Annotated in this window: 22 protein-coding genes and 1 tRNA gene; 10 read left to right on the top strand and 13 right to left on the bottom strand. The window is 68.0% G+C overall.

Going from position 1 to position 24,559, the window contains the following annotated elements; all coding sequences use genetic code 11:
• Positions 1-285: 285 nt before the first annotated feature.
• The gene (locus BMZ25_RS11950) at positions 286-732 is read right to left on the bottom strand and encodes a YHS domain-containing (seleno)protein (RefSeq protein WP_092693867.1); all 447 of its coding nucleotides are present in this window, start codon (positions 730-732) and stop codon (positions 286-288) included.
• Between the two features lie 193 nt (positions 733-925).
• Positions 926-1,723, bottom strand: a complete 798-nt coding sequence (locus BMZ25_RS11945) for a TrmH family RNA methyltransferase (RefSeq protein ID WP_092693865.1) — start codon at positions 1,721-1,723, stop codon at positions 926-928.
• Between the two features lie 135 nt (positions 1,724-1,858).
• Between BMZ25_RS11945 and BMZ25_RS20880 the strand changes: the two genes are divergently transcribed.
• Positions 1,859-1,942: transfer RNA gene (locus tag BMZ25_RS20880), tRNA-Tyr, on the top strand.
• 133 nt (positions 1,943-2,075) lie between these two features.
• On the opposite strand, the gene BMZ25_RS11940 is transcribed toward BMZ25_RS20880, so the two are convergent.
• Genes BMZ25_RS11940 through BMZ25_RS11920 form a run of 5 tightly spaced genes read right to left on the bottom strand, consistent with a single transcriptional unit; the run spans position 2,076 to position 8,231 of the window.
• Entirely contained in the window at positions 2,076-3,068 is a 993-nt protein-coding gene (locus BMZ25_RS11940; protein ID WP_092693863.1) for an aldo/keto reductase, read from the bottom strand.
• Between the two features lie 11 nt (positions 3,069-3,079).
• Positions 3,080-4,762 carry a thiamine pyrophosphate-binding protein gene (locus BMZ25_RS11935; protein ID WP_092693861.1) on the bottom strand — a complete coding sequence of 561 codons (1,683 nt, stop codon included), beginning with the start codon at positions 4,760-4,762 and terminating at the stop codon, positions 3,080-3,082.
• 31 nt (positions 4,763-4,793) lie between these two features.
• The gene (locus BMZ25_RS11930; protein WP_092693859.1) at positions 4,794-5,747 is read right to left on the bottom strand and encodes a 2-hydroxyacid dehydrogenase; all 954 of its coding nucleotides are present in this window, start codon (positions 5,745-5,747) and stop codon (positions 4,794-4,796) included.
• On the bottom strand, positions 5,747-6,649 hold the full coding sequence (locus BMZ25_RS11925; RefSeq protein WP_218142535.1) for a 5-dehydro-4-deoxyglucarate dehydratase: 903 nt from the start codon (positions 6,647-6,649) through the stop codon (positions 5,747-5,749). The genes BMZ25_RS11930 and BMZ25_RS11925 overlap by 1 nt, the downstream gene beginning before the upstream one ends.
• A gap of 55 nt (positions 6,650-6,704) precedes the next feature.
• Positions 6,705-8,231: an aldehyde dehydrogenase (NADP(+)) gene (locus BMZ25_RS11920; RefSeq protein ID WP_092693855.1), complete on the bottom strand. Its 1,527-nt coding sequence runs from the start codon at positions 8,229-8,231 to the stop codon at positions 6,705-6,707.
• A 233-nt stretch (positions 8,232-8,464) separates the two neighbouring features.
• Between BMZ25_RS11920 and BMZ25_RS11915 the strand changes: the two genes are divergently transcribed.
• Positions 8,465-9,178 carry a GntR family transcriptional regulator gene (locus BMZ25_RS11915; RefSeq protein ID WP_092693853.1) on the top strand — a complete coding sequence of 238 codons (714 nt, stop codon included), beginning with the start codon at positions 8,465-8,467 and terminating at the stop codon, positions 9,176-9,178.
• A gap of 40 nt (positions 9,179-9,218) precedes the next feature.
• Complete coding sequence (locus BMZ25_RS11910; protein WP_092693851.1) at positions 9,219-10,112, top strand: dihydrodipicolinate synthase family protein; 894 nt, start codon at positions 9,219-9,221, stop codon at positions 10,110-10,112.
• Between the two features lie 6 nt (positions 10,113-10,118).
• On the opposite strand, the gene BMZ25_RS11905 is transcribed toward BMZ25_RS11910, so the two are convergent.
• On the bottom strand, positions 10,119-10,436 hold the full coding sequence (locus BMZ25_RS11905) for an NIPSNAP family protein (protein ID WP_092693849.1): 318 nt from the start codon (positions 10,434-10,436) through the stop codon (positions 10,119-10,121).
• Between the two features lie 269 nt (positions 10,437-10,705).
• Here BMZ25_RS11905 and BMZ25_RS11900 point away from each other — a divergent pair, with 269 nt between their 5' ends.
• The 3 genes from BMZ25_RS11900 to BMZ25_RS11890 all read left to right on the top strand — a co-directional run bounded on the left by BMZ25_RS11900 (position 10,706) and on the right by BMZ25_RS11890 (position 13,740).
• Positions 10,706-11,683, top strand: a complete 978-nt coding sequence (locus tag BMZ25_RS11900; RefSeq protein ID WP_092693847.1) for a Bug family tripartite tricarboxylate transporter substrate binding protein — start codon at positions 10,706-10,708, stop codon at positions 11,681-11,683.
• Positions 11,684-11,751: 68 nt separating this feature from the next.
• Positions 11,752-12,225 (top strand): tripartite tricarboxylate transporter TctB family protein, encoded by a 474-nt coding sequence (locus BMZ25_RS11895; protein WP_092693845.1) that lies wholly within the window; start codon positions 11,752-11,754, stop codon positions 12,223-12,225.
• Positions 12,226-13,740, top strand: a complete 1,515-nt coding sequence (locus tag BMZ25_RS11890) for a tripartite tricarboxylate transporter permease (RefSeq protein ID WP_092693843.1) — start codon at positions 12,226-12,228, stop codon at positions 13,738-13,740.
• Between the two features lie 144 nt (positions 13,741-13,884).
• Here BMZ25_RS11890 and BMZ25_RS11885 read toward each other — a convergent pair whose 3' ends face one another.
• From BMZ25_RS11885 to ectA, 4 genes are all read right to left on the bottom strand, one after another.
• Entirely contained in the window at positions 13,885-15,405 is a 1,521-nt protein-coding gene (locus tag BMZ25_RS11885; RefSeq protein ID WP_092693842.1) for an aspartate kinase, read from the bottom strand.
• Entirely contained in the window at positions 15,380-15,772 is a 393-nt protein-coding gene (locus tag BMZ25_RS11880) for an ectoine synthase (RefSeq protein WP_092693840.1), read from the bottom strand. Before BMZ25_RS11880 ends, BMZ25_RS11885 begins: the two co-directional genes overlap by 26 nt.
• Positions 15,773-15,778: 6 nt before the next feature.
• On the bottom strand, positions 15,779-17,065 hold the full coding sequence (gene ectB / locus BMZ25_RS11875; protein ID WP_092693838.1) for a diaminobutyrate--2-oxoglutarate transaminase: 1,287 nt from the start codon (positions 17,063-17,065) through the stop codon (positions 15,779-15,781).
• Between the two features lie 64 nt (positions 17,066-17,129).
• Positions 17,130-17,651, bottom strand: coding sequence for a diaminobutyrate acetyltransferase (ectA, locus tag BMZ25_RS11870; protein ID WP_092694119.1), 522 nt, complete (start codon positions 17,649-17,651; stop codon positions 17,130-17,132).
• A gap of 203 nt (positions 17,652-17,854) precedes the next feature.
• On the opposite strand from ectA, the gene BMZ25_RS11865 reads away from it, so the two are divergent.
• The 3 genes from BMZ25_RS11865 to BMZ25_RS11855 all read left to right on the top strand — a co-directional run bounded on the left by BMZ25_RS11865 (position 17,855) and on the right by BMZ25_RS11855 (position 20,930).
• Positions 17,855-18,454: a MarR family winged helix-turn-helix transcriptional regulator gene (locus tag BMZ25_RS11865; protein ID WP_328586857.1), complete on the top strand. Its 600-nt coding sequence runs from the start codon at positions 17,855-17,857 to the stop codon at positions 18,452-18,454.
• A 99-nt stretch (positions 18,455-18,553) separates the two neighbouring features.
• Positions 18,554-19,567, top strand: coding sequence for a hypothetical protein (locus BMZ25_RS11860; RefSeq protein WP_092693836.1), 1,014 nt, complete (start codon positions 18,554-18,556; stop codon positions 19,565-19,567).
• Positions 19,568-19,640: 73 nt separating this feature from the next.
• Entirely contained in the window at positions 19,641-20,930 is a 1,290-nt protein-coding gene (locus BMZ25_RS11855) for an O-acetylhomoserine aminocarboxypropyltransferase/cysteine synthase family protein (protein ID WP_092693834.1), read from the top strand.
• Between the two features lie 11 nt (positions 20,931-20,941).
• Here BMZ25_RS11855 and BMZ25_RS11850 read toward each other — a convergent pair whose 3' ends face one another.
• Positions 20,942-21,634, bottom strand: a complete 693-nt coding sequence (locus tag BMZ25_RS11850) for an SIMPL domain-containing protein (protein ID WP_092693832.1) — start codon at positions 21,632-21,634, stop codon at positions 20,942-20,944.
• 154 nt (positions 21,635-21,788) lie between these two features.
• On the opposite strand from BMZ25_RS11850, the gene BMZ25_RS11845 reads away from it, so the two are divergent.
• Positions 21,789-24,287, top strand: coding sequence for a hypothetical protein (locus tag BMZ25_RS11845; protein ID WP_092693830.1), 2,499 nt, complete (start codon positions 21,789-21,791; stop codon positions 24,285-24,287).
• Positions 24,288-24,559 lie beyond the last annotated feature (272 nt).

Raw genomic sequence — 24,559 nt, 5'->3', positions numbered from 1 at the left:
GGAGGCCCCGGCCCGCCACAGGCACGGCCGCCCGCCGGTCGTCCCCGCAGCCCGCCATCGGCCCGCCCGCGCGGCAGCGCGGGCCCGATGATGGCGCGGCGCCGCAGGCGCCTCCGCAGGATCACCCGATGCAGACAAAAAAGCGCCCGAAGAAACCTCCGGGCGCAGTGTCGGAACGAGGGACAGTGAAGTTGGCGACGAGGGTTCCGCTCCTCGTGCCATACACATCACATAAGACCGCGCCGCGGCCGTGCCAGACCATGTAATACAGACGTGAACGGCCCGTCAGCGCAGCACGCCGGGCCAGTTGCGCTCCGCCGCCGCGATGCGACCCGGCAGATCCGCGCGGAACAGCCGCTGCGCCCGCCGCCCGGCATTGAGATACAGCCGCCCCTCGTGGAGAGTCCAGGCCGAGGGGTCGATCGGGGCGAGGTAGTTCTCGCTCACCGCATAGGCGCAATAGCCGCCATAGGCCGGCGCGAAGCGCCTGGGATCGTTCTCGAAGGCCATCCGCGTCTCGGCGCTGGCGAAGTGCCAGATCGCGTCGCGCCACATCACCGCGATCTCGGGCGCCCCCTGCACGACGCGGCCCTCGCGGAAATAGCCCACGGGGTCGACGCCGCCGATGGCGATCCCCGAGACGGCATGCACCCGCGATGCGGCGCGCGCCGCGCCCGCGGCGAGGGCCGGCGCGGCGGCAAGGGCGAAAAGGACGGCGCGGCGGTCGGGCATCGTGTGGCTCCGGGGCTCTCGGACGGGATTGTTCCGAGAGAATGGCCTGCCTTGGGCCATCCCGCCATCCCCGTCTCGCACTCGTGAGCGCCGTTGACCCGCCACCGACCGCGCCCGTCGCGACCAAGCACGGCTCGTACCGCGCATCTCGTGCCGGTCGGCGCGCCGCACACCAGCCCCTGTGGCGCGCGGCCTAGCCTGCCCCGCGCGACCGCGCGGCATAGAGCGCGACGGCCGCCGCGTTTGAAACATTGAGCGATCCGAACGCCCCCGCCGCGGGCAACCGCACGAGGCCGTGGCAGGTGGTGCGGGTCTTGGCGCGCAGTCCCGGTCCCTCGGCGCCCAGCACCAGCGCCACCGGCCGGTCCGTACCCGCGTCAGTCAGCGCGTCCTCGAGGTCGCGCTCGGCCTCTCCGTCGAGCCCCAGCAACACATAGCCCATGTCCGCCAGCCGGGTCATCGCCTGCGCCAGGTTCACGACCCGCAGGTAGGGCTGCCGCTCCAGCGCACCCGAGGCGCTCTTGGCGAGGGCCCCGGTCTCGGGCGCGGAATGGCGCAGCGTCCCGATCACGGCGCGGGCGCCGAATACCTCGGCCGAGCGCAGGATGGCGCCGACGTTGTGCGGGTCGGTCACATGATCCAGCAGGACCACGACCGCCCGCCGGGCCGAACCCTCTTCCGCGGCGCAGCGCGAGTCGAGATCGCCCCAGTCCAGCGGCCGCACCTCCAGCGCCGCGCCCTGGTGCACCGAGGCCGGGTCGAGCGGCGCGGGAAACTTGCGCGGATCGGCGATCTCGGGCTCCACCCCGCCCGCCTCGACCGCGTCGCCCAGCCGGTCGGCGGCATTGCGGGTGAGGATCAGCCGCAGCTTCTCACGCGCGGGATTCGTCAGCGCGTCGCGCACCGCGTGCAGGCCGAACAGCCAGACGGTCTGCTGCGCCGCGCTGCGCTTCGCGCGTTCCTTCTCGACGACCCATTTCGGCTTCTTCACGCGTCTCTCCCCCGGGTTCGGATCCGGGGCCGTTGATGGGCGCGCGGGATCGCCGGCGCAAGGGATTTTGCGGTTGACGCCCCGCGGTCCGAAACGTATGTCCCCCCCACGCTGCGGCCCGAGGGCCACGGCGATGGGCGACGCGCTGCAAGGTGCGGCAGCGGACTGTAAATCCGCCGGGGAGACCCACGCCTGGTTCGATTCCAGGGTCGCCCACCATCCCCCCACCCGATCGACACCATGCCTTCACGGCCGGCGCTATCGTGCGGCAAGTGTATGTACGGATGTCATACGCCGCGTGCACGCTTGGTGCATGCGGTGTGACAGGCCCCTTGCGGCCCCGGTCTCCGGGTCAGCAGAAGCGTTCCGGCCCATGCCACTGGGCGTCCGAATAGCGGTCGCCGTGGGCCCAGCCCACCGGCAGCACCGCCTCGATCCGCGCCATGTCCTCGGCGCTCAGCCGCATCCCGGCCCCGCGCACCAGCTCTTCCAGGTGCACCACGCCCCGGGTGCCGGGGATCGGAATCACGGCGGGGCTCCGCGCCAGAAGCCAGGCGATGGCAAGCGATGCCGCCGGGCATCCCATCTCTGCCGCAAGCGCCCGGAACCCGTCGGTGATCGCCACATTCGCGGCCAGGTTCGGCGGCAGGAAGCGCGGATTCACCTTGAGAAAGACCGAGTCCTCGACGATTTCCGGCGTCGGCGGCACGTCCGTCAGCAGCCCCCGCCCCACCGGTGAAAAGGCCACGAGCGCGGTGCCCAGCTCTTCGCAGGCCTGGACCAGCCCCAGCTCGGGCGCCCGCGTGGACAGCGAGTATTCCGACTGCACCGCCGCCACGGGGTGCACCGCCGCCGCGCGCCGCAGCGAGGCAGGGGCGATCTCGGAGAAGCCGAAACCGCCGATCAGCCCCTCCTTGCGGAAGTCCGCCAGTGTCTCGGCGACCTCCTCGATGGGGCGGTCCGCCTCGCGCCGGTGGATGTAGAACAGCTCGACCCGGTCGACGCCCAGCCGCTCGAGGCTTGTTTCCAACGCCTCGCGCAGATGCGCGGGGCTGTTGTCGTAGAACCGTGCCCCGCTGTCGGGATCGCGGCGGATGCCGGCCTTGGTCGCCAAGGTGAAACCGGGCTCGCCCGCGGCGAGGTAGCGTCCGATCACCTCTTCGGAAAAACCGTTGCCGTAGACGTTCGAGGTATCAAGATGCGTCACGCCCAGCTCGGCCGCGCGGCGGAACAGCGCTCGGGCCTCGTCCTCGCTCGAGGGGCCGTAGAAGCCGCAGATGTTCATCGCGCCCAGGCCGATGGCCGAGACGTCGGGGCCGTTCGCCCCCAGTTTGCGGCTGTCCATCCTCGGCCTCCTCAGCTGCCCTGGCGCCGTGCGGCGCGCAATTTCGTCACCGTGGTACGGGTCGAGATCAGATCCGGATCGGTCACCAGTTCGATCACCGTCGGCCGCCGTTCCGCGAACGCCCGTTCGAGCGCGGGGCGGAACTGGTCGGTTTGGGTCACGCGGGCAAAGGCCGCGCCGAGCCCCTCGGCCATCTTGCCGAAGTCGGGGTTCGTCAGGTCCGTCCCCGAGACGCGGCCCGGATGCTCGCGCTCCTGGTGCATGCGGATCGTGCCGTAGGTGCCGTTGTTGAACAGCAGGACGATGGGGCGCCCGCCGTGCTGCACCGCAGTGGCGATCTCGTTCCCGCTCATCATGAAGCCGCCGTCACCGACGAACGCGATCGCCTGCCGGTCGGGATTCTGGAGCGACGCAGCGACCGCCGAGGGAACCGCATAGCCCATCGAGCCGCAGGTGGAGCCGACCTGCCGGCCCGGCCGGCCATGGCGCAGAAACCGCTGCGCCCAGCCGGTATGGTTGCCGGCGTCGAGCGTGATCACGGTGTCCTCGGGCAGCAGGTCGCGCATCTCGACCATCGCCTGCCCCATGTCCAGCGGGAAGTCGTGCGGCGGCGGTTCGCTGTCTTCGAGGTATTCGCGCCGCAGGGTGCCGGCCCAATCCGCATCGCCCGTACGGTTCAGGTCGCGCCCGGCCAACGCCTCGGCGAACGGCGCGGTGCCCGCGGCGAGGCCGATATCGGGGCTGTAGACGCGGCCGATCTCGTCGGCATCGACATGGACATGCACCAGCCGTTGCGCCGGCGTGGGCACGCTGAGGGTGGTGTAGGTCTTGGTCGTGATCTCGCCCAGGCGCGCGCCGATGACCACCAGCAGGTCGGCCTCGGCCAGACGTTTGACCAGGGAGGGCGACACGCCGGTGCCGAAGTCGCCCACATAGGCGTCCGAGCGGTTGTCGATGACGTCCTGCCGGCGGAACGAGGTGGCCACCGGAAGATCGTTGCGCTCGGCAAAGTCCCGCAGCGCGGCGCAGGCGGCGTCGGTCCAGCCCGACCCGCCGACCAGGAGAAGCGGCCTCTCCGCCCGCGCAATCTCGTCCGTCACGGCGGCGACCTGCGCGGCCGAGACCTCGGGCACCGAGGCGCGATAGGGCTTGGCGTCCGGGACCTCGACACTGTCGGTCAGCATGTCCTCCGGCAGCGCGATCACCACCGGGCCCGGACGGCCCGACGTGGCCACGCGGAAGGCGCGCGCCATGTATTCCGGCACCCGCGCCGCATCATCGATCTGCGTCGCCCACTTGGCCACGCCGCCGAACATCGCACGGTAATCGATTTCCTGAAAGCTCTCGCGGTCGATCGTGTCGCGGCCGACCTGTCCCACGAGCAGGATCATCGGCGTCGAATCCTGGTAGGCGATGTGAACGCCCACCGCCGCCTGACAGGCACCGGGGCCACGGGTGACCATGCAGATGCCGGGCCGCCCGGTCAGCTTGCCATAGGCCTCGGCCATGTCGGCAGCGCCGGCCTCGTGCCGGGCGTTGTAGAGGGTGAAGCGGTCGCCAGCGTCGTGCAGCGCGTCCAGCACCTCGAGATAGCTTTCGCCCGGCACGCAATAGGCGCAGTCGGCCCCGTGCAGCAACAGCTGGTCCACAAGGACCTGCCCCCCGGTGCGGCGCGTCGTCTCCGGTCCGGTCATGGCCTCTCTCCTTGTCGTGAAGCCGCGCCGGTCACTCGACCAGGCACGACGTGTCGATCCCCTGCCCGGCGTCGAAGGCGCGGATATTTCCGGCCCAGTGAGACACCATGCGGTCGAAATTGTCCAACGTGCGCGCCGCGACGTGTGGCAGCGTCAACGTGGATGGATGCCGCAAAAGCGGGTTGTCGGGGTCAACCGGCTCTTCCGCGAACACGTCGAGCGCGGCGGCCGAGATCCGGCCGGTGTCGAGCGCGTCGAGCAAGGCGGATTCGTCGATCAGCCCCCCGCGCGAAGTGTTCACCAGGACCGCGCCGTCCTTCATCCGCGCGATGGCGGAGGCGTCGATCATGGCGCGGGTCCGGTCGGTCAGCGGCAGGTGCAGGCTCAGCACGTCCGCGCGCGCGAGCACGGCGTCGAGCTCCTTGTGGCGCGGGTCCGAGCCGGGCAGCGGCCCGGAGGTCCGGGTATAGATGACGTCGCAGCCGAACGCGGCCAGCCGGTGCGCGACCTCGGTTCCGATCGCACCCATCCCGACGAGACCGACGGTGCAGGCGCCCAGGTCGCGCGACTGCTTCCACAGGTCCGGCATCTCCCACTGGCCATCGCGCAGGGCGTTGTGCACCTGCGGCAGGTGGCGCAGCGCCGCGAGCATCAGCATCACGGTCGCCTCGGCCACCGAGGGCGCGTTGACGCCGGGGCTGCGGGCGACGGTGATGCCCCGCTCCCGCGCCTTGTCCAGAGGGATGCCGTCCACCCCGGTGCCCCACTGGTGGATCAGCCTGAGCTTCTCGGCCCGGTCAAGCACCTCGGGCGGAAAGCGCAGGCCGCGCGTGACGACGTATTCGGCGTCACGCACGACCTCGGTGAAATCCTCGGGCGCCCCCGAGGCCGGGAAGCGCAGATCGAAGCCCTCGCAGATCTCGCGAGTCCGCGCGCGCATTTCTTCGGTGGAGGGTTCGAGGACCGCGACCGGACCGATCGCCATCACTCGTATCCTTTGATCAGCTCGCGCATCATGTCCATCTCGTCGGGCGTCAGGTCCGTCAGGGGCGCGCGCACCGCGCCGGTGTCGAAGCCGCGCAGCGCGACGCCCGCCTTGATCGCCGACACGGCATAGCCGCTCTTGCGGTCACGGATCTTCGCGAAGGGATAGTAGAAGTCCCGCAGCAGCTTCTCGCAGGTGGCGTCGTCGCCGTCGGTGAAGGCCTTGTGGAAGGCGAGCGCCGTCTTTGGTACGAAGTTGAACACCGCCGAGGAATAGGTCGGCATGCCCGCGCCGCGATAGGCCTGCGCGAACAACTCGTGCGTCGGCATCCCGCCAATATACGACAGGCGGTCGCCCAGGGCCACGGTCACGCGGCGAACGGTGTCGATGTCGCCGGTGCCGTCCTTGAAGCCGATCAGGTTCGGACATTCGTCGGCCAGCTGTTCCAGCGTCTCGGCGGTGACGCGGGCCTGGCCGCGGTTGTAGACGATGACGCCCATGTTGGTCGATTTGCAGACCGCGCGGATACGGTCGGCGACGCCGTCCTGGGGGGCACCGATCAGGTAGTGCGGCAACAGAAGGATGCCGTCGCCACCCGCGGCCTCGATCTCCTTGGCGAGATCGCAGGCCATCCGGGTGCCGTAGCCGCAACCGGCGATGACCGGCGCGTCCCCGGCCGACTCGCGGGCGGTGCGAACGACATCGACGATCTCACCGGGCGTGAGCGAAAACATCTCGCCGGTCCCGCCGGCGACGATCAGGCCCGACACGTCATAGCTCGAAAGCCATTCCATGTGGGCCCGGAACGGGCCGGCAGCGAACCGGTCCTCGCCGTCGAACGGCGTGACCGGGAAGGACAGAAGACCGGTGCGGATGGTTTCGCGCAGGTCGCTCGGTGAAATCATGGGATCGTCTCCGGTAAGAGGTGGGGCGGCCGCCCGAAGGCGGCCGCGTCGTTCAGGTCAGGTCCGAGGGCAGCAGCGCCTCGGGCATGTTCTGGTAGCAGACCGGCCGCAGGAAACGGCGGATCGCCAAGGTGCCGACAGATGTGTGACCGAAGTTGGTCGAGGCCGGGTACGGCCCGCCGTGCACCATCGCGTCGCAGACCTCGACGCCGGTGGGGAAGCCGTTGACCAGAAGCCGGCCGGCCTTGCGCTCGATGATCGGCATCAGGCGCTTGGCGGCATCGGTGTCGCCGTCTTCCATGTGCAGAGTCGCGGTCAGCTGCCCCTCGAAGCCCTGCGCGAGCTCGGCCATCTCGTCGGCGCCCGAGACGCGGACGACGAGACCCAGCGGCCCGAACACCTCTTCGCCGAGCGCGTGGTCCTGGAGATAGGCCGAGGCGTCGGTCTCGTAGAGGTTCGGCGTCGCGGTGCGGCCGTCGCTCTCTGTCGAGAGCACCGGCTTGACCGCGTTGCGGCCCTCGAAGCGCTGGCGGCCGTCGCGGTACGCCTGCGCGATGCCCTCGGTCAGCATGGTCTGCTCACCGCCGGCCGAAAGCGCATCCTTCGCAGCCGCGACGAACGCGTCGCCCTCGGCGCCCTTCTCGACCACGGCGATGCCGGGATTGGTGCAGAACTGCCCGGCGCCCATCGTCAGCGAGCCGGCCCAGCCCTTGCCGATCTCGGCGCCACGCGCCTTGACCGCCTCGGGCAGCAGGAACATCGGGTTGACGCTGCCGAGTTCACCAAAGAACGGGATCGGCTCGTCCCGCTGGGCGCACAGGTCATAGAGCGCGCGGCCACCGCCGAGCGACCCGGTGAAGCCGACGGCTTTGATCAGCGGATGCTGCACCAGCGCCTGGCCGACATCGCGCTTGCCGCCCTGGACGAGGCTGAACGTGCCGGCGGGCATGCCGCAGGCCTGGATCGCGGCATGGATCGCCTCGGCCACGATCTCGCCCGTGCCCGGATGCGCACCGTGGCCCTTGACCACGACGGGGCAGCCGGCGGCCAGGGCCGACGCCGTGTCGCCGCCGGCGGTCGAGAAGGCCAGCGGGAAGTTCGACGCGCCGAACACGGCCACGGGTCCGATCGGGCGCTGCATGGTGCGCAGGTCGGGGCGCGGGGCCGGCTCACGGTCGGGCAGCGCCTCATCGTGGCGACGGTCGAGATAGGCGCCGTCGCGGATATGCTTGGCGAACATGCGCAGCTGGCCGGTGGTGCGGCCGCGCTCGCCGTTCAGGCGCGCCTCGGGCAGCCCGGTCTCTGAGGTGCCGATGGCGGTGATCTGTTCGCCGCGCGCCTCGATCTCGTCGGCGATCGTGTCGAGGAACTTCGCCCGCTCCTCGCGCGAGGCATAGCCGTAGGTCCAGAACGCCTCTTCGGCGGCCTTCACGGCGCGGTCGACCAGATCGGGCGTGCCCACGGAAAAGGCATGCGCGTCGCCATGGGCCGGCTGCGAGTTGAACGTCGCCTCGCCGGCGATCCACTCACCGGCGATCAGGTGCTTGCCGTGGGGGGTGAAATCGGTGCTGCCGTCCATATTTCTCATCCTTTCAGCTGCGCGCCGGCATCGCCGGTCGCGCGGTCCGAGACACACGTCATCGAAGGCCGGGCGGACCGCCCGCAGCGACCGCCGTGACGCAAATTTCTTGGCCTCCCTCTCGATATGCACTAATATTTCAGTGGGCCGAGGGGGTCAACCGCCGTGCGAGAAGAAGCTAGATGGACAGCAGCGACACACACCAATCCAGCGCAACACCCCAGGACGGACGCATGGAGTCATCCCTCAGAGCAGCGCTCGACCTTGGCCGGCTGCGCGCGGCATCGCCCCGGCCGTCGGCCTCGTCGCGCGTCTACGAAGACCTCAGGCAGCGCATCATCTCCCTCGACTTCCCCCCCGGCACGAACCTGTTCCGCACCGAGCTGGCCAAGCAGTACGAAGTCAGCCAGACGCCGATCCGCGATGCCATGCAGCGGCTCGAGCAGGATGGGCTGGTAAAGATCTATCCGCAATCGAAGACCGTGGTCACGCGGATCGACATTCCCCAGATATTCGAGGCGCATTTCCTGCGCACCGCGCTCGAGACCGAAGTGGTGCGCGAGCTGGCGCGACAACCCTCGGACGAGACGGTCGAACGGGCGCGGTCGATCCTGCGCATGCAGCAGACCATCGCCGAGGACCGCGCGCAGGTCCCGCTCTTCCAGGAGCTCGACGAGTTTTTCCATCAGATCCTGTTCGAGGGAATCGGCCGCGACTCGCTCCACCGCCTGATCCGCTCTCATTCCGGTCACCTCGACCGGGTGCGCCGACTGAACTGGCCCGACCAGGACAAGATCGACCGCATCGTCGCCGGCCATGCCGAGATTCTCGACAGCATCTCGGCCGGGGACGAGGACGCCGCGGTGGCCGCGATCCGCGAACACCTGAGCAAGACGGTCTCGCGCGTCGAGGAATTCCGCAGCGAGAACGAGGAATACTTCGCCTGACCGCGCGTCCGACTCAGGCGACCCCAGGAAAGGACAGACAGTGCTGAAGACCTGCGCCGGCCTCCACGTGGTGGCCCAGACCCCGTTTCGCGCCGATGGCGCGGTGGATTTCGACAGCATCGACACGCTGTCCGCCTTCTACTACCGCCATGGCGCGCAGGGGCTTCTGGTGCTGGGCGTCTCGGGCGAGGCGCAGATGCTGACCCCTGACGAGGCCGTCGCCGTCGCCGCACGGTTCGTGGCGGCCTCGGGCGACAGGCGCATCGTGGCGGGCGTGTCCTCTCCCAGCCTCGCCGTGCTGGAAAGCGTCACCCGCGACGTCATGTCCGAGGGGGCGGACGGCGTGATGATCTGCCCGCCGGGCCATGTCCGCACGGACGAAGAGATCATCGGCTATTTCGGCGCGGTCTTCGATCGGATCGGCGACGTGCCGGTCGTGCTGCAGGACTTTCCCGCCGCCTCGGGCGTCAAGATGTCGGTCCCGCTGATCGGCCGCCTGCTGGAGCGATTCCCCGCCATCGAGGTCATCAAGGAAGAGGATTTCCCGAGTCCGCCCAAGATCGGCCGCCTGCGGGCCGAGATGCCGCGCCCGGTGCGAATCCTCACCGGCAACAACGGAATGTACCTGCCGCAGGAGCTGGAACGCGGCGCAGACGGCCCAATGGCGGGATTCTCGTACCCCGAGATGCTGTCGGGCGTGTACGACCTGATGCAACGGGATGACCGGGCGGGCGCGCATGACCTGTTCAACCGCTACCTGCCGCTGCTGCGCTACGAGGCGCAGGGCAAGTGGGGCATCGCGATCCGCAAGGAGATGATGCGCCGGCGCGGGGCGCTCGACTGCGCGATCCTGCGGCAACCGGCGCCGGCGCTCGGCGAGGCGGACCTCGCCGAGCTGGACTTCCTCGTCGGGCGGATGGACCTGCCCGACTGATCCGCGCTACCCCTTGAAGAAGGATACCGGGGTCAGGATCTTGTTCTCCTGCTTGACGAGGTAACCGGCCTCGGCGCTCTTGGCGAGGTACGCCTGCCAGTCGGGGTCGGCCTGCATCGCGGCGCGCTTGCTGGCCCGGTCGGCGGCGTCCTCGTATACCCAGACATGGACGTACGAGTTCACGTCGCCCGTCTCGGTCGCCGCGTAGATCACCGGATTGCCAAGGTGCCGGCACTGCACGTCCCAGCCGTGCTCTTCGTACAGCTTCATGTGCTTTTTGATGGTTCCGGGGCGGCACGTGTAGGTCCTGTGATCGTAGATCATTCGGCTCTTTCCTTTTTCTCAGTGACTTGGCCCAGCCGCTCATACGAGAAGCTGAATCGTCTTGTCAGACAACTGCGTGTTCATATAGTAATGTATCAGTTGCCCGCGAGGCAACAGATCGGGGGGAGCGGCCAGACGCCGGCACCTGGGCCACCCGGACGGCGCCGCCATGCGGGTCCGGACCGGCGTGTCGGCACGTCCGCATCGGACGGTCGCGCCTTAACCAGTCGCGGCGGCACGTATTCCGCCGCCAGCAAGGAGGAGAGACCATGCAACGACGGACGATACTCGGCGCGGCGACCGCGCTGGCCACCGCCATGATTCCGCTGACCGCGCTTGCGGACTACCCCGAGCGCGACATCCGCGTGATTGTGCCCTGGGGCGCCGGCGGCGGCACCGACGGCATCGTGCGCAAGATCACGAACATCGCCGAACAGGAGCTCGGAGACGCCTCGATGTATGTCGAGAACATCGAAGGCGGCGTCAGCGCCACCGGCATCGGCCAGGTGATGAGCGCGCGCCCCGACGGCTACACGATCGGCGCGCTGACCTATGACAGCATCGTCACCGTGCCGTGGCAGGGCATGCTGCCCAGCTACGACCTCGACAAGCTCAAGATGATCGCCCGCATCACCAGCGAGCCGGACGCGATCATCGTCGACGACGACTCCGACTACCAGTCGCTGCAGGACCTGATCGACGCGGCCAAGGAAGATCCCGGCCAGGTTCGGGTCGCCGTGCAGAACATGGGCGGCCGCGTGCACCTGACGCTGCTGCAGCTGCAGGACATGACCGACACCGAGTTCAAGATCGTCTCGTATCCCGGCGGCGCCGCCCCGCAGAAGGAAGCGATCCTCTCGGACGAGGTGGACGTCGCGCTGACCAGCCTCGGCGACTTCGCCAACCTGATCCAGGACAGCACCGTGCGCGGGCTGGTGGAGTTCGCGGACAACCCGAACCCGACCTACGACGTGCCGATCGCGCCCGAAGAGGGCGTCGACCTGACCAACGGCAGCTTCATCGTGTTCGCCGCACCGGCCGACACGCCGGAGGACGCGATCTCGGCGCTCGAGAGCGCCTACAAGTCCGCGTTCGAAAGCGACGAGTTCCAGAGCTGGGTCCGCGAAGTCGGCGTGACCCCCGCCTGGCTCGGCAGCGGCGAAGTGACAGACTGGGCCAACGAGACCGCCCAGGGCCTCTATGACGAGATGGACGCCCTCGTCGAAGAAGGCGTTCTGTCGAAATAACGCCCCTTTGAACCGTGTTGCGGCACCGGAGCCTCGGCTCCGGTGCCCTGCCATTTCTGGAGAGTGACATGAGCCCACGCGAACGGTTCGGACGGATGGGAATCCTGCTTCCCGTCTTCTTCCTGATCGTGACGACCGTCTACTTGGCCGAAGCCTTCACGATCCGCGCACAGTTCTCGGGCGCCGGCGAGATCGGCCCGCGAACGATCCCGATCCTCACCGCGATCCTGATGTACGTGGCCCTGCTGGTCGTCCTGATCGGAGAACTGCGCAACGACGCCCCGGACGAGGCGCAGGGCTCGCTCCTGCAGCCCGCGCTCGTGGTTGTGGCGACATTCGTCTACATCTTCGTGTTCCGGCCGCTGGGATACTTCCCGGCCACCGCGCTCTATGTGGCCGCGCTGTTCTTCGTGTTCGGCTTCGAGACGCGGCGCCCGGTCTGGTTCGTGTTCTACGTGGCGGCGACCACCCTCGCCTTCTACGCTCTTTTCGGCCTGGTCTTCGGCGTCCGACTGCCGCCCGTTCTCGGAGGACTTCTGTAAATGGAGACGTTCCTCACCCTCTTGGGCGGTTTCGCCGCTTTGGCCGACTGGACGGTGATCGGCTTTCTCGTCGCCGGCTTCCTGATCGGCACGTTCTTCGGCGCGATGCCGGGCCTGACCTCGGTCCTCGCGATCGCGCTACTGCTGCCGATCACCTACACCATCGACGTGATCCCCGCCCTCGTGATGAGCGCGGCGATCTTCATGTCCGGTATGTATTCCGGCAGCATCACCGCCACCACGATCAACATCCCCGGCGCGCCGTCCTCGATGATGACGGCGATTGAGGGGAACGCCCTGATGAAGCAGGGCAAGGGCGCCAACGCGCTCGGTCACGCCGCGCTCGGCTCGATGATCGGCGGCAGCATCGGGGCGATCCTGCTGATGGGCTTCATGCCGCTCGCGGCCGAGCTGTCGTTGCTCATCCGAACGCCCGGCAAGTTCTCTCTTGTGCTGTTCGCGCTGGTCGTCATCGTGATTGTCGACAAGGGGGCCATCGCCAAAGGCGTCGTCGCAACCCTGTTCGGCATCATGCTGGCCACCGTCGGCATCGACGTGCTGCAGCCGATCCCGCGCTTCAATTTCGGCACCGAGACGCTGGTCGAGGGGATCGACCTGATGCCCATCGTCATCGGCGCCTTCGCCGTGAGCGAGGTGCTGATCCAGGCGCAGAGCTGGAACAGCTCGATCGGAGATCAGATCAAGGACGCCGACGGTGTGAAGATCCGGCGCCGCGACTTCATTCCGCCCCTGTCCGAAATCCGGCGCATCGGCCTGTTCACCTATCTCCGCGGCGCCATCATCGGCTATGGCACCGGCATCCTGCCCGGCGCGGGCGGGTCGATGGCGGCCTTCGTGTCCTACGCCTCGGCCAAGAGCAGCTCGCGCCATCCGGAAGAATACGGCAAGGGCTCGCGCGAGGGGCTGGCCGCGGCGGAATCGGCCAACAACTCGATGTGCGGCGGTGCCTTCGTGCCGATGCTGATGTTCGGCATCCCCGGCGATCCGACCACGGCGATCGTGCTGGGCGTGCTGGTCATCAACGGCCTGCAACCGGGGCCGCGGCTGCTGGAGCAGCAGGCCGACCTGATCGCACCGATGTTCGCCTCGCTGTTCATCAGCGCGCTGATCCTGATCCCGCTGACGCTGTTCCTGTTCGGCCCCTACTTCGTGCGGATCGTCCAGATCCCCAAGGGCCTTCTGTACAGCGCCATCGCGGTGGTCGCCCTCGTGGGCAGCTATGTCGCGACGTTCTCGATCTTCCAGATGTTCCTGGCGCTGCTGTTCGGCATCCTGGCCTTCTTCCTGCGCAAGCAGAACTATTCGACGGTCTCGATGCTCCTGGGCTTCATCCTGGGCCCTGACCTCGAGCAGTATCTCAGGCGGTCGCTGTCGCTGAACGACGGCAATCCTATGGTCTTCCTGACCAACCTGGACAGCCTGTTCTTCCTGCTGCTGACGGCGCTGTTCGTCTACCTGATCCTGTTCCGGAAGCGGCCCGCAGCCCCTTCCTGAGCCACGGGCCAGAGCACACCGACAAGGGCCCCCGCGACATCGCCGGGGGCCCTTTTCGTTCCGGCAGGCGAACCCGCACAACAAAACGCCCCGGCGCAGATCGCGCCGGGGCGTTGATTGAAAACCTGCGGTGAGACGCAGGCGTCAGGCGGCGGCCCTGGCCGCGTTCTTGCCCTTGCTCTCGGCTGCGCGCTGGCGCGTCACCTCGGCCTCGTCCTCTTCGATCAGCACGTGCAGCGCCTTGATCGCGGTGTCGAGGTCGTCACGTTGCACGAGGAACTGAACGTCCACGTTGCGTGCATTCTGATGAGCGGCAACCGGGTCCACGCCGGCATCGTCCAGCAGCGCCAGACCGCGGGCCAGCACCTTCAGTCCGGCCATGTTCTGACCGATGACGGACGCGATGGCGAGCGAGCGGGTGTTGATCTCAGCCTGCGGATACCGATCGGCAACGTCGCTCTCGACCGAGCGGATCTTGGAGAGCGGCGCATCGACGTAGTGGGTGATCGTGTTCGCGTTCGACACCTTCGATACGATCCGCAGCCCGTGGCGGGTCAGAAGCTCGAGTATCGAGGCGTCATAGCCCTTTACGCCGACCATATCCTGTTCGAACACCTCGAGCGCGTAGATGTCGATGCCGCAAACGATCTCGGCGGTCGCGTGCTGCGAGGGGAACTCCTCGATCAGCGTGCCGGGATCGTGCGGCTCGAACGCGTTGGTCACGCGCAGCGGCACGCCGGACTGGCGCAGCGTCTTGGCCGCCTTGGGGTGGATCGCCTCCATCCCCATGTTCGACAGCTGGTCGGCCACGTCGTAGTTCGTGTGCCCCACCTTGCGCACCTTGTCCTCGCCCACGGCCTTGGGGTCGGCCGACGACAGGTGGAACTCCTTGTGTATGATCGCCTCTTTCGCGCCGGTGATGGCCGCGATGCGCGAAAACGTCACCTCGGAGTAGCCGCGGTCGAACTCTTTCATCAGGCCTTCGGCGCACTGGGCATAGCCGGTGCAGATGGGCAACTCGGCGCTGAAGTCGATGTCCTCCAGCTCGGAGCGGATGCGCTCCTCGAGGCTGTACTCACCCTCGTCGCGCCAGCCCGACAAGTCCACGAAGCGCGCCGAGACGCCCTTGCGGTTCAGAAGCAACGAGGTGACGAAGGCAGAGTGCGCCTCGCCCAAGCCCGACAGCAGTTCGCGGATGATCATCAGGTGCCGCGACAGGCGGAAATGGCCGTAGGAACAGATGCGCTGAAGGTCGATCAGGCACGAGCGCGCGCCCTCGATCCGGTCTCGGACGAAATCGTCGGCAAGCTTCTGATCGCCGGGATTGTCCAGCACGTCGCGGTGCGCCTTGCCCATGGCCTCGGACACGCGGTTCAGCGCATCCAGCCAGCCATGGTCGCTTTCGGCGCTGGCGAACAGGCCATACACGCCCGGCTCGCCGGATTTCTTGTGTTCCAGCAGCATGTCGGTGACGCCGCCGAACGCGGATACGACAAAGATGCGGTTATAGAGATCCTCGCCTTCGCGGTCGCCCATGAAGAGCGTGTCGACCAGTTCAGGCAGGCGTGACATCGACGTGCCGCCGATCTTCTCGACGGTGTGCCCGTCGCCGGGGATCTCGGCGACGGGTGTACGGGGGTCAGGTGTCTGCGTCTGCTGGGGCATAACTACCGTCCTCTCGATGCACTTCGTTGCCCGTAACGGGCGGATTGAAGCAGCAGGCCATGACCAGCTCTTCGTCCGACCGGAGGGTGTGCTTGTCGTGCTCGTTGAGCGCGTACATCACACCGGGCTTGATCTCGTGCGTCTCGCCGGTGCCGTGGTCGGTGATCGACCCACGGCCCGAGACGCAATAGACGCTTTCGAAGTGGTGCTTGTAGTGGAACGTGTGCTCGGATCCGGCCTGGAGCACCGTGATATGGAACGAGAAGCCCATCCCGTCATCGGCCAGAAGCATGCGGACCGAGGTCCAATTGGCATCCGACACGGCGCGAGGGCCGTCTTTCAACTCGTTGAAATCACGTACGATCATATTCGGTTACTCCGCTGCGATCTTGTTCTGGACACAGGTGTCCACTGCGGCGGCGAGCGTATCCAGCCCTGCCTTGAACTGTTCCATCGGGATGGTGAGAGGCGCGAGCACCTTGACCACTTCGTCGCCGGCGCCCGACGTCTCGATGATCAGGCCGTTCTTGAACGCCTCGGCGCAGATCGCCTCGGCGAGGTCGCCGGAGCCCACGTCGACGCCGCGCATCATGCCGCGCCCCTTCAGGCGGGCGCCGTCGATCTTCTGAGCCATCTCGGACAGGCGCTGGTGCAGCACCTCGCCCTTTTCCGTCACTTCCTTGGCGAACGTGTCGTCCGTCCAGAACTTCTCGAGCGCGACGCGCGCCGTGACGAAGGCGTGGGTGTTGCCGCGGAAGGTGCCGTTGTGCTCGGCCGGCTTCCACACGTCGAGTTCGGGCTTCACGAGAAGCGCCGCGAACGGCAGGCCCATGCCCGAGAACGATTTCGCCATCGGCACCATGTCCGGCTCGATGCCGAACGGCTCGAAGGCGAAGAACGTGCCGGTGCGGCCGACGCCGGACTGGATGTCGTCGACGATCAGCAGCGCACCGTGCTCTTTCGCCAGCGCGGCGATGCCCTGCATCCACTCCTTCGAGGCAGCGTTCAGGCCGCCCTCGCCCTGCACGGGCTCGACGATGAACGCGGCCGGCTTGTCGACGCCGCTGGACGAGTTGTTCAGCAGGGTGCGCGCGACTTCGAGCGTATCCACGTCGCCCATCGAGCCGTCATACGGCAGATGGGTCACGTCGCCCAGGCTGACGCCGCCGCCGCCGTTCCGCTTGCCGGAATTGCCGGTCAGCGCGAGCGAGCCCAGCGTCATGCCGTGAAAGCCGTTGGTGAACGCGATGACGTTCTTGCGGCCGGTGATCTTGCGCGCGAGCTTCAGCGATGCCTCGACGGCGTTGGTGCCCGTCGGGCCGACCATCATCACCTTATGGTCCATGCCACGCGGCTCGAGGATCGTCTTCTCGAAGGTCTCGAGGAAGCGCGCCTTGGTATCGGTGTACATGTCGAGCCCGTGGGCGATGCCGTCGCCCGTGATGTGCTCGATCAGTGCGGCCTTCATGTCGGGGTCGTTATGACCGTAGTTCAGCGACGAGCAACCAGCGAGGAAATCGGTGTATTCCCGTCCCTCGACGTCGGTCAGCGTCGCGTTCTGGCCTTTGGTGAAAACGGTATCGAACGACCGGCAGTACGAGCGCACCTGGCTCTCGCGGCGGTCGAAGATGCTCTTGTCGCCATTGGTGACTGTCGACATGGGGATTCTCCATTGGAGTTTGAGCCGCCCTAGTCACCTAGGGCGGCGCACGGCGCGGGCCAGCTCAGGCAGCGGCCTCGAGCGCCTCGGCGAGTGTGATGGTGACCATGTGTTCGGTCGACTGATTGCCGTCGAAGTGGTCGTCCTTCTTGAAGTGCGCCTCGCTGTCGAGTTCGGCGCCCTTCTTTTCAGCGAAACGCGTAAAGAGGCCCCACGACGCGTCGTTGTCTTTGGTGATGGTGGTCCGGATGCGGTCGACACCGTTGCAGATGTCGCGCTTCACCAGCTCGTTCAGCATCCGGCGGCCAAGCCCCTGCCCGCGTGCCTTCTCGGACACGGCGACCTGCCAGATGAACAAGGTGTCCGGCTCGTCCGGGACGATGTACCCCGAGATCCAGCCGACGACGTCTCCGTCCATCTCGGCGAGAACGCAGGTCTCGGAGAAGTGGTCACACTGAATCAGGTTGCAGTACCGCGAGTTCTCGTCGAGCGGCTTGCACTCCCGGATCAGTTCCCAAACTGCGGGCCCATCGTCGCTCGAAGGGGTGCGCAGGGTGATCGGGTTATCTGTTTGCAGTGTCGGCACGGGCTCGGTCCCATTCTTGTTGCAGAACAACGTTCGTAAGGCTAAGTTCCTATCGTTCGTAAGGCTAAATATAAACTATCCCCTGTCGGATCAAGATTAAAATCGTTTGGACACTGACAAGCCCGTTATCCGCATGAAACGCCATCGCTTTTCGACGCGGATTTTAAGCACATATCTTTGCGACACGAAACATGAGAGGTCGTATGAGCTTGAATAGTACCCGCACGGGACGTGCGAAGGACACCGATGCGGTGCCGGCCGAGTCGCGCAATGCGCCCGGTGATGCGCGGCTCGAGGGCACCGATCACCGGGCCCCGATGGACCGCACGGACAAGAGTCTTGTCGCGATCCGGCGCATCCTGCGGTCGACGGAACTGTACGGGCGCGAGCTTGCCAAGGCGGCCGGCCTGACCGCGGTGCAGATCCGCGTGCTTCAGATCGTGGCCGAACAGGGCCGCGCCACGCCCAAGGAAATCTGCCGCCGCATGGGCGTCTCGGCGGCGACGATGAGTTCGCTGCTGGACCGGCTGCAGAAGAAACGGATGGTGGAACGGCACCCCTCGGCCCATGACCGCCGGGTGACGAACATCGTCATCACCCCCGAAGGCCAGCACGCGGTCGATACCGCGCCCGACCCGCTGCAGCAGAAATACGTCAAGAAGTTCGAGTCGCTTGAGGACTGGGAGCAGGCGATGATCGTCTCGGTGCTCGAACGCGTCGCGTCGATGCTGGACGAGACCGGGATCGAAGCCTCGCCCGTGCTCGACATCGGCGACTTCTCCAGCAAGACGGGCCCGTTCTGAGATCGCGGCCGGACCGGCCGGCCGCGACGATACCGGGGTGCCAAGCCGCTGCGGTGCCGCTAGGGTGCGCGGCGCATGATGGCATTGGCAGGGCAAGGGATGGCCGACACCCCCAGGACGGACCGCCCGACACGCTTCAACGTGATGGTCGTCGGCCAATCCGGCCGGATCGGCTATGAAGCCGCGCTCTTCGCCGCCTCTCTTCGCCATTCGGACCCGGATTTCGCCGGACGCCTGATCGTGGCAGAGCCGCAGCCCGGACCGCTCTGGCAGGACGATCCGCGCATCGCCGACTCCGACCTGCGCGCCCTGCTCGAAGCCGAGCTCGGGGCAGAGATCGTGCCGTTCCGTTCGGACCACTTCGGGCAGTCCTATCCCTACGGCAACAAGATCGACGGGCTGAAGGCTCTCCCCCCGGACGAGCCCTTCGTCTTCTTCGACAGCGACACGCTGATCACCGGCCCGCTCAGCCGCGTGCCCTTCGACTTCTCGCGCCCCAGCGCCTCGCTCCGCCGCGAGGGGACGTGGCCGCGGATCGAGCTCTACGGCCCCGGCTATACGCGGATCTGGCGGTCGCTCTACGACCGGTTCGGGCTGGACTTCGAAAGCTCGCTCGACCTGTCGCAGCCGGACGAATACTGGCGGCGCTATCTCTATTTCAACGCCGGCTGGTTCTTTCATTCCGACCCGGCGACATTCGGAGAGCGCTTCACCGAGTATGCCACCGCGATCCGCGACGACCCTCCTGATGAACTGGCCTGCCAATCGCTCGATCCCTGGCTCGACCAGGTGGCACTGCCACTGGTCATCCATGCGCTTGGCGGCGGTCGGCAGACCCTGCCAGAGGGACTTCTGGACGGCAGCGTGTCGTGCCACTACCGCCTGCTCCCCCTGCTCTACGCGCGGGAAAGCGATGCCGTCGTCGATCTGGTGGAACGGATCACCGCGCCGAACCGAATCAAGAAAGTCCTCAAGCGTCACGATCCGATCAGGCGTATGGTCCTCCAGCACCGCGGCGCCAAGGTCCGGGCGCTGTTCGACCAATCCGACCTGCCCCGCAAGGAAGAGCAGATCCGCAACCGCATCAAGCGCCGCAATCTCTGGATGCGCTGACCGCCTCGCGCGCGTTGTGCGCCGCCGCGCTTGCGCCTACAGATCGTGACCGAGCACATCGAGGGAGGATACGATGACCGAAAAGACCCAGGGCTTCGACACGATGCAGGTCCATGCGGGGGCCAAGCCGGACCCGGCGACCGGCGCGCGGCAGGTGCCGATCTACCAGACCACGTCCTACGTGTTCCGCGACGCCGACCATGCCGCCGCGCTCTTCAACCTGCAGGAAGTCGGCTACATCTACTCGCGCCTGACGAACCCGACGGTGATGGCGCTGGCCGACCGGATCGCCGCGCTCGAAGGCGGCGCGGGCGCAGTCTGCTGCTCATCCGGCCACGCGGCGCAGCTGCTGGCGCTCTTTCCGCTGATGGGGCCCGGCAAGAACATCGTAGTGTCGACCCGGCTCTACGGCGGGACGGTCACGCAGTTCAGCCAGACCATAAAGCGGTTCGGCTGGTCGGCCACCTTCGTCGACTTCGACGACCTGGATGCCGTGCGCGGCGCGATCGACGAGAACACTCGCGCGATCTTCGGCGAGGCCATTGCGAATCCCGGCGGCTACATCATGGACGTCCGCGCCATCGCCGACATCGCCGACGACGCCGGCGTGCCGCTCATCATCGACAACACCTCGGCCACGCCGTACCTGTGCCGACCTATCGAGCACGGCGCGACGCTGGTCGTCCATTCGACCACCAAGTTCCTGACCGGCAACGGCACCGTCACCGGCGGCTGCGTCGTCGACGCGGGCACTTTCGACTGGTCCGCCTCGGACAAGTTCCCCTCGCTGAGCCAGCCGGAACCCGCCTATCACGGTCTTGTCTTCCAGGAGACGTTCGGTCCGATGGCGTTCACCTTTCACTCCATCGCGATCGGCCTGCGCGACCTCGGCATGACGATGAACCCGCAGGCGGCGCACTACACCCTGCTGGGCATCGAGACGCTGAGCCTGCGGATGCGCAAGCACTGCGACAACGCGTTGGCCGTCGCGGAATGGCTGGAAAAGGACGAGCGTGTCACCGGGGTGACCTTCGCCGGGCTCCCCTCGTCGCCGTATTACGAGCGGACCAAGTCGGTCTGCCCGCTTGGCGCCGGGGCATTGTTCACGTTCTCGGTCAAGGGCGGATACGATGCCTGCGTCAAGCTGGTCGACTCGGTCGAGCTGTTCAGCCACGTCGCCAATCTGGGCGACACGCGGTCGCTGATCATCCACTCGGCCTCGACCACGCACCGCCAGCTCACCGAAGAGCAGCAGCACGCCGCCGGCGCGGCGCCGGACATGGTGCGGCTGTCGATCGGCATCGAGGACGCCGACGACCTGATCGCCGATCTCGATCAGGCGCTGGCCAAGGCCACCGCCTGATCGGACGCAGTTCAGGGCTGTTCGAGCGTGAAGACCATCGTGACCGAGGCGGTGACGGCGATCTCCCCCTCGGCCACGGGCATGGTGCGCGCCTCGGCCATGTCGAAGGCGCGCATCGGCCGCGGGGCGCCGCCGCCCTGCGTCTCGGTGATGGTCCGGACCGGCCCAAGGGCAACGCCGGCCGCCTCGGCATAGAGGCCGGCCTTGCGCATCGCGTCGGACACAGCCTTGCGCCGGGCCTCGTCCATCGCCTCGGTCGGGTCCTCGAGCCCGAAGGAGAGGCCCCCGAACTGCGTTGCTCCGGCCGACAGGACGGCATCCAGCAGATCGCCCAGACCGTCGAGATCCCCCGTCGTCACCGCCAGGTCGCTCGCCGACTCGAAGCCAACGATCTCGGGCGTGCCGCCATTCGGCTGCCGCTCTTCGTAGACCGGCGACAGCCGCAGGTTCGAGGTCTGCACGTTCGACCGGTCAACGCCCGCCCCGGTGATCTGCGCCAGAACCTCGTCCAGCGCCGTGGCGACCTCCGAGACGGCGCCGGCGGCTTCGTCCGCGCGGGCGGTCACGCCGGTCTGGAGCGTCGCCTGATCCGGCGCGACGGCGACGCTGCCCTCGCCGGTCACGGTGATCGTGTCCGCCGTCTCGACCTGTGCGATGGCGCTTCCCGCCCACAGCACGGCCAGCAGTGTGATGAGTGTCCGCATGATGTTCTCTCTCCGTTAACCCTTGACGGGACAAGGGCACGGCGCACCTCGCCCGGAAAGCTGTTTTTGCCAAGTTCGGCGAAATGCTGCTATAAGGTCCTGAAAGCGGAAGCTGACGACGCGTCACGTCCGCACTTATTGCTAGAGCGTTGACATGAAGTTGGAATTCGCGCTCGATCTTTCCAGGACAGGCGTTCGCCTGCGGCACCTGACCGCCAAGGGCGACCCGGTCATCGGAGAGGTCGCGCTAGACGACCCCGCCTTCGACGAGAAGATCGCCGGATTGCGCCAGCTGGCCCTCGACACCGCCGAGGGACCGCTGCGGACCGAGTTGATCGTGCCGGATTCGGAAATTCTCTATACCAGCATCGACGCGCCCGGCCCCGACCGCGCCACCCGCGATGCGGCGGTGCGCGCGGCGCTCGAGTCTATGACGCCCTACGGCATCGCGGACCTGCGATACGACTGGCGCACCAAGGACGATGCCGCGCTGGTCGCAGCCGTGGCGAAGGAAACGCTGGACGAGGCCGAAGGCTTTGCCGCCGCGCACGGTTTCAATCCCGTCCGGTTCACCGCACGCCCCCGGCCCGGCATGTTCCGCGGGCGCCCGAAATTCGGCGCGACCTCCTCGGCCGAGGCCCCCGCCACGCCACCAGCGGACGCCACCGTGGCCACAGCGGCGCCGACAGTCGCGCCCACAGAAGTGGCACCAACCGAACCGCACGCGCCCCAGGCGTCGACACCGGACGCGCCCGAGATCGCAGCCCGTCCGCCCGAGCCGTCGTCCGAAGCCGCCAGCCCGCCCGAGGATCACGGGGCCGAGCCGGCCCAGACGTCGCCGGAACCGCCTCACGACCTCGCCGAAGCCAAGCCCGCGTCCGAGATCGAGCCGCGCGAGCCCGGCATGCCCGCCCCCAAGGAGCCGGCCGCGCCGCGCCCCGCACCAGCGACGAAGGACACCGCCCCGCTGCCCGAGGCCCCCGTTCAGTTCATGTCCCGTCGCCGCACGGCCGAGGAGGAGCCCGCCGCGACTTCTCCCGATCTGGGCGACGTACCCGGCCGTCTGGACCTGCGGGCCGACGCAGGAGAGGCCGACGTGGATGCGCAGGACGCGCCCGCGCCGCGGACATCCCCCGCGGCGACGGGGAAAATGGGCCAGACATCCTCGGCCCCTTCCATTCCCGGCCCCGATCCGGCGCAGGACAGGCTGGCCGCGAACCGCCCGAAGGACGAGGCCGAAGCGCTGACGATCTTCGGCGCGCGCGCCTCCGAAAGGCCAGCCTCGCGCGGGATAGGCGGGCTCGTGGCGGGCGTTGTGATTGCCGTCGCGCTCGTCGTGGGCGGCTGGATCGGCATCACCTGGGTCACCGGCAGCGCGTCCGAAGACGCCAACAGCATCGCCGCCGTCGAACCCGGCACGACCGCGCCGGACGCCGAGGCGCGCGACGTCGTACCGCCTGGCCCGGATGGCGGCGCGACCCCGCCCGCGACCGACGAGGCGGCGCTGACACCGGCGGCGGACGCCGAGGCCACCGTGCCGCCATCCTCTGACGCGGCGGCCGAGCCCGCCTTGCCGCAACCGCTGACCCCCGAAGCGGCGCTGTCGCGCTATGCCTCGACCGGCATCTGGCAATTGTCACCCGAGGAATCCGCACCGCCCGAAGCGGACCGGGCCGAGGACATCTACGTCTCTGCCGACGACCCCGAGATCGCGCTTGCCTCTGCGAACCGCATGCCCACGCCCGAGCCGCCGCGCGACACGCCTTCCGACACGGTCGCGCTGCCGCCCGCACCGGCCGGTACGGATTTCGACCTGACCGACGACGGAATGGTCAGGCCCGATCCCGAAGGCGCCGTCTCGCCCGACGGCATCGTCGTCTATGACGGCGTGCCCGACGTGATCCCGCCGGACCGCCCCGACCGCGCTCCGGTCGAGGTCCGCAGCGCCAACGATACAGAGGTGCCTGCCGTGCGGCCGCTGCGCCGTCCGGGCAAGGACACGGGCAGCGAGGAAGAGGCCGAGGCCCAAACGCCAGACGCGGACGAGAGCACCACGGACGATGAGGCGCAGGCAGCACTGCTGCGTCCCCGCGCCCGCCCCGAGGACCTGGCCGCCGCGCGCGAGAGCGCCAACGCCGCCGCCGAGGCCAGCGCCGCCGCCTCCACCGCCGCCCAGGAGGTGATCGACGAGCTCGAGGACAACGCCCCGGCCGATGCCGCAGACACGGCCGAACAGGACGAGAGCGCAGCCGAGGAGGAAGAGACGGAGATCGTCTCGACCAATCCCGCCGCGGTGGCCCGCTCGCTTTCGCCCCGCTCTCGCCCCGAGGCGTTGGAGCAGCGTATCGCGGCCGCACGGGCGTCGACGCCAGTGCCGAGCGAGGCCCGCGCGCAACCCACCGCCCCCACAAGCGCGACCGTCGCCCGCTCGGCCACGTCGCCGAACGAGCTGCGGCTCGGCCGGATGAACCTGATCGGCGTCTATGGCGGCGACAGCAACCGCCGCGCGCTGCTGCGCCTGCCCAACGGGCGCTTCGTGAAGGTCAAGGTCGGGGACCGCATCGACGGGGGCCGGGTCGCCGCGATCGGCGACAGCGCCCTCCGCTATGTGAAAGGCGGCCGGAACATTACGCTGCAGATGCCGAACAGCTGACCGCTCGGAACGACGACGGGGCGCGCCAGTCGCGGGCGCCGTCGTCCTCCGTGCCGGTCCGGCAGCTTGGTCACCGCGATCCGACCGGAGGTCGGCCCGACATCATCAGCGCATGGACAGCAGCGGGCGAAGCGGACTACCTTCTGCGGATATTCTGCGCCGATCCCGGAGCGTTGAACACGTTCCTGACCCAGTTTCTGCCGCTGCGTCCGGCCGTGGCCAAGTGTCCGCAGCCGGAGCGTCATGGATCGGGGTGAAACCGGACGCGCCGC

It is taken from the genome of Tranquillimonas rosea (assembly GCF_900111315.1).
GTDB classification, from domain to species: domain Bacteria; phylum Pseudomonadota; class Alphaproteobacteria; order Rhodobacterales; family Rhodobacteraceae; genus Tranquillimonas; species Tranquillimonas rosea.
Note: the sequence above shows the minus strand (reverse complement) of the source record. Positions and strands in the feature narration are given on the sequence as shown.